We start from the raw sequence: 4,907 nt of genomic DNA on the forward strand, positions 1-4,907 counted from the left end.
TTCTTTAACTGGTTCTGTCTTTTTTAAAAATTCATAGATATTTCTATTGTTGTAGTTATTTTCTTTTCTAATAAATACCACTCTAAGTTTCTCAGTAGCTTCTTTTGCCTCTTCTTCGCTGTTTGATAGAACTGCTAGAAAGAGACCATCCCTTATCACTTTTATATTTTTATTTAGTTTATTTGTAATTTCTTTATATTTTTCCTCATCTATATCTTTAAAGTAAAAGGAAGGCCTAACTATCTTTGCATGTGTAAAATCTTTTGGGCATATATCATGTATAAAATATTTATCGCCTGTAACTATCTTTTCACTCTCAAGCCTTTTAACTGGTTTCCCTATAAGTTTGTATGTATGTGGTTCTTTTGTCTTTAGGTTTCTACTAATTTTTGATTGATATATTTCAGGGGCTTTGGTAATTAAATCCTTAATAGGTATTTTTTTCTCCTTTGTATTTTTAACATAGATAAAATTATTTTTTATCATAAGCATATCTTTAGGAATTGAGAGCTTTTCCTCTGCTTTTTTTAGAAGAATATTATTGAGGGTTGCACAAGCATATTTAATTGCAGTGCCACTGTGTTCTATCGAGAAACTGCCCGCTGTGTACATTTCATCAGGTGTTTTATCAGTAATACCTGAAATTATATCTATATCATCTAGATCTATACTCAATTCTTCTGCAGCTATTTGCGTTAGAGCTGTTTTTATGCCTTGACCTAATTCTACCTTTCCAGTTTTGATTAGAAATTTTCCGTTATCCAATAGTTCTAGCCAGGCTTTTATATGTCTATTTTTATTTAAGCTAAAAAATCTATTGGAAAATGATTCTAAATCATCACTATTTAATTTAATAGGTATTGTAAAATAAATTGTAACTAGCGCTGAAGCTTTTAAAAATTCCCTTCTACTTATCATTTTTTTTCCTCATATAATTTGAAGCTTTTATTATTGCATCTATTATTCTGCCATGTGTACCACACCTACATATGTTATTGTTCATGTGATTAATAATATCTTTTCTTGTAGGATTAATATTTTCATTTAATAGTGAGGCAGCTGTAATAATCATTCCGTTTGTACAATAGCCACATTGGAAGGCTTGTTCTTTTTCAAAAAAGGTAATTAGTGGGTGTTTTTTACCTTTGTATGTTAAACCCTCTAGAGTTGTAATGTCTTTATTTATTACATCGTCAACTGTAAGTTGGCAGCTTCTAAATACTTTGCCACCAACAAGAATTGAGCAAGCACCACACAAACCTTTGCCACATCCATATCTTATGGAATTTATTTTTAGTTCATTTTTTAGTATGTTTAATAAATTTGATCCAATGTTGCATTTAACGCTAATGTTTTTTTTGTTTATTGTAAATTTATATTCTTTAATCATTTATAACCTCATAGAGTGCTTCTTTAATTTCATTTAATTTGTTTAGATCTTTAATCTTCTTACCAAAGTTATCTGTAACATAGAAGGAATCTATTACTCTATCAGCCTCAGTTGAAATTTTTGCCTGTTGAACATTTAATTTTAACTTTTCGAATTTTGCCAGTATATGGTAAAGCAAACCCATTTTATCAGATGCAAAAACGTCAATAATAGTGTAATTATTTGATATAATATTGTCAAATTCGACCTTATTTTTAATTTGTGTTGGACGAATTTTTTCAAATTTACCTATACTTGTTTCTTTAATTATATTATTTGGATCTATTTTATTTGTTATTACCCTATATAGCAAATCTTTAATTTCTTTAACAGATAGTAGCAATTCATCAGTAGAGACATTCTGTTTTATAACCTCAAATGTATCTATTGTTAAACCATTTGCAAGAGTGTTTGCCTCAGCTCTTAAAATATTAAGATTGAAAGCTGTAAAAGCTGCAGTAATATTTTTCAATAAACCCAGATAATCAAAAGTGCAGATTATAAATTGAAGACTATTTGTCTCATCTTTTTTCTTAACCAAGATTTCTAAAGGATTATAGCTGGTTACTTTATTTAATAATTTTATGTGGGTGATGATATCTTTTGTAATAGTTGTGTAAATATATTCTTTATCCATTTGATTTAATATATTTAAATATTTTTTGCTTTCATTAAAGTATAGATAGATAGCTTTACTTTTAGCTTTAACAACCTCATCTATATTAAAAACGTGCTCTTTATTTAGGATTGCTTTTCTTGCTTTTCTATAGAAGTTAACAATAAGGGTGTTTACCCAGTCTGTATAAACTTGGCCACCTACTGCATTAATGTCTGCATAAGTAAGAAGAAAAAGAGTATTTAATCTTTCAAGATTATCAACTTTATTTGTAAAATATCTTAAGATGTCAATATCGTTAATATCTCTTCTTTGGGCTATATGGTTCATAAGGAGATGGTTTTCAACTAATGTAGCAACTTCTGAAGTATCTTGGGAGTTTAATCCTATATAATTACAGATATCATATGCAAGTTTAGCGCCAATTTGGCTATGATTTTTGCCTTGGCCTTTACCTATATCATGTAATAAAATAGATAACGCTAAAATATCCTTTCTTTTAAGTTCTTTAAATGCATTTATGAAGATTTCATTTTTGCTGTTATGTATTTTTATAAGATCATCTATCATCTTTAATGCAAGTATTGTATGGGCATCAACTGTGTAATGGTGATAATAGTCAAATTGAGTTTTGCACACTATATTTTTAAATTGTGGTATAAATTTAAATAAGATATTAGTTTCAAGCATTTCATTAACTATATCTGCCGCTTTTGGGAAAAAAGATATGATTTTTAAGAACAAATATTTATTATTTTTTATAAATTCACCATCTATAATATTTGTATCTTTTTTAATAACTTCCTTTGCAGTTGGCGCAATTTTAAGATTAAATGCTGCTGCAAGATAGAATATAAGAATTAAATTTTTCTTGTTTTTATCAGAGATTGAGGTATTACCAAATGTAATATATTTATCATATTTGTAAAAACCCATACCTATATATCTATAAGAATATCTACTTTTGTTATCTGAATATATTAAATTATCTAAGGTTATATTAATTAATTTATTAACAGTTATTTGAATATTATAGGCAGCTTTATAGTAATCTTTCATAAAATATTCTACAGCTAAGGAGGTATCACTATCTTTGTAACCAAATTGATTTGCTATATATTTCTGTGCATGCATATTTAGGATATCATACTTTCTTTTATGAAAGTAGTGTAAGGCAATTCTTATTTTAAAAATAAACTCCATAGATTTGTGAAAGTCTAACAAATCTGTATCTTCTAAGATATTTTTAAAGAGTAGGATTGAAAGATTGGTAGAGTTAAATATTAGTTTACATATCCAATAAACGGTGTTTATGTCTCTTAATCCTCCGGAGGATTCCTTTAAATTTGGCTCTAATAAGTAAAGTGTGTTATTCTTTGTCTGTGAACGTTTTCTAACATTTTCGATTTTGAAGATTAAATAATCTATTCTATTCCTGCCAAATATATGTTTATCTAATATAGCTAAAAAATTATCATATAATGCACTACTACCAATCAAAAAACGATTATCTAACAAGGATGTTTTGAATATCTCGTCTTTAGAGGCTTCTGTTATTATTTCGTTCAAATTCTTTAATTGTAAACTTGCTATTATGTTAATATCCCAAATACTCGTAATCAAGTTTCTTATTGCGTTTTCCTGCCCTCTTGTAAGAGGTTCTTTGTGAAGAATTAATAGATCAATATCCGAATAGGGAAATAGTTGTTTTCTTGCATATCCACCAAGAGCAATAAAAACAAGGTTTTCTATATTTAGATTGCATTGCTCTATTAATTCCTTTAATGTATCATCAGTAAGTTTTGTTAGCTTATTTAGAATATCTAAAGGTTTTTCTTTAAGAATGTTGTTTTTTAATTCTTGCCACTGACACCAATAATTATCTTTTATCTTTGCAAGCGATGTAGTCATTAATTAGCTATATATAATTGATTCTAAATATATTTTTTCTACTATATTGGGGCTTTCTATATTATAATTATTTTTAAGCCAATTATTTATTTTCTTTTTTAAATGTTTTTTGAAATATTCTTTTCCCTTATCGTCAGATATATAGCTGTATTTAAAATTGTTCAACGCTTCTTTAATAATTGCTGCAATATTATCAATATGTTTATTAAAGATTTCTACATATTTACTATCGCTTAATAAAAAGGTTATATCCAAAGTAAAATATCCATCTGAATCCTTACTAGGCGCTGTTAGGTTTTTCAATGTGACAGCAGGCTTCCCATTAATCTTTGTAATATTAGAAGAATAAGCATAGAAGACACCGCTATTTTTTGATGTTTTTTTAAAATAATTACTAGTGTTTATTTCGGATAATACTCCAAAGATATTTTTAGAAAACCACTTGTTATTGTGAAATATTATAAGAACTAATAGTAAAAAGATAAAAATAAAGGCTAAGATCTTGAATAAATCTCTATTCATAATATTATCCATAGTATATTTAAATTATATGATAGTTAAAAATAAAGTAAATAATTATATAAATAAGAATTTTGTAAAATAATAATGTATTTTGAAAGAAAAAAAGGTTATTTAAAAAACTTTGGGTGTAAAGTTAATTTGGCGGAGTCCAATGAAATTATTGAGAAACTATCTTATTATGTAGATTTTCAAGATAAAATAGAGGATGCAGATATTATATTAGTTAATACCTGTGCTGTAACAAGTAATGCCTCAAGAAAATGTATGAGCTATATTAGGCATTTACTTAGGTATTTTGCTGATAGAAAAATAGTTGTTATGGGCTGTTTATCAACACTGATGAAAGAAGAATTAAAAAAGATGAATATCAATGTTGTTTTAGATAATAATGAAAAAGATAATATTATTTTTTTATTGAAGGAAGTAAAC

5 protein-coding genes are annotated in these 4,907 nt (G+C 26.7%); 1 reads left to right on the top strand and 4 read right to left on the bottom strand.

What is annotated here, in order from left to right; genetic code table 11:
- The 4 genes from SVN78_08460 to SVN78_08475 all read right to left on the bottom strand — a co-directional run.
- A partial coding sequence (locus SVN78_08460) for a molybdopterin cofactor-binding domain-containing protein (protein MDY6821637.1) occupies positions 1–918 on the bottom strand: 918 nt, incomplete at its 3' end.
- Entirely contained in the window at positions 908–1,390 is a 483-nt protein-coding gene (locus SVN78_08465; protein MDY6821638.1) for a 2Fe-2S iron-sulfur cluster-binding protein, read from the bottom strand. The genes SVN78_08460 and SVN78_08465, both read right to left, overlap by 11 nt.
- Positions 1,383–3,956, bottom strand: coding sequence for a [protein-PII] uridylyltransferase (gene glnD / locus SVN78_08470; protein ID MDY6821639.1), 2,574 nt, complete (start codon positions 3,954–3,956; stop codon positions 1,383–1,385). The genes SVN78_08465 and glnD overlap by 8 nt, the downstream gene beginning before the upstream one ends.
- 3 nt (positions 3,957–3,959) lie before the next feature.
- Positions 3,960–4,478: a flagellar basal body-associated FliL family protein gene (locus tag SVN78_08475; protein ID MDY6821640.1), complete on the bottom strand. Its 519-nt coding sequence runs from the start codon at positions 4,476–4,478 to the stop codon at positions 3,960–3,962.
- An 84-nt stretch (positions 4,479–4,562) separates the two neighbouring features.
- On the opposite strand from SVN78_08475, the gene SVN78_08480 reads away from it, so the two are divergent.
- The coding region (locus SVN78_08480; GenBank protein ID MDY6821641.1) for a hypothetical protein at positions 4,563–4,907 on the top strand (345 nt) is incomplete at its 3' end.

The organism is Deferribacterota bacterium, assembly GCA_034189185.1.
GTDB lineage: Bacteria > Chrysiogenota > Deferribacteres > Deferribacterales > UBA228 > UBA228.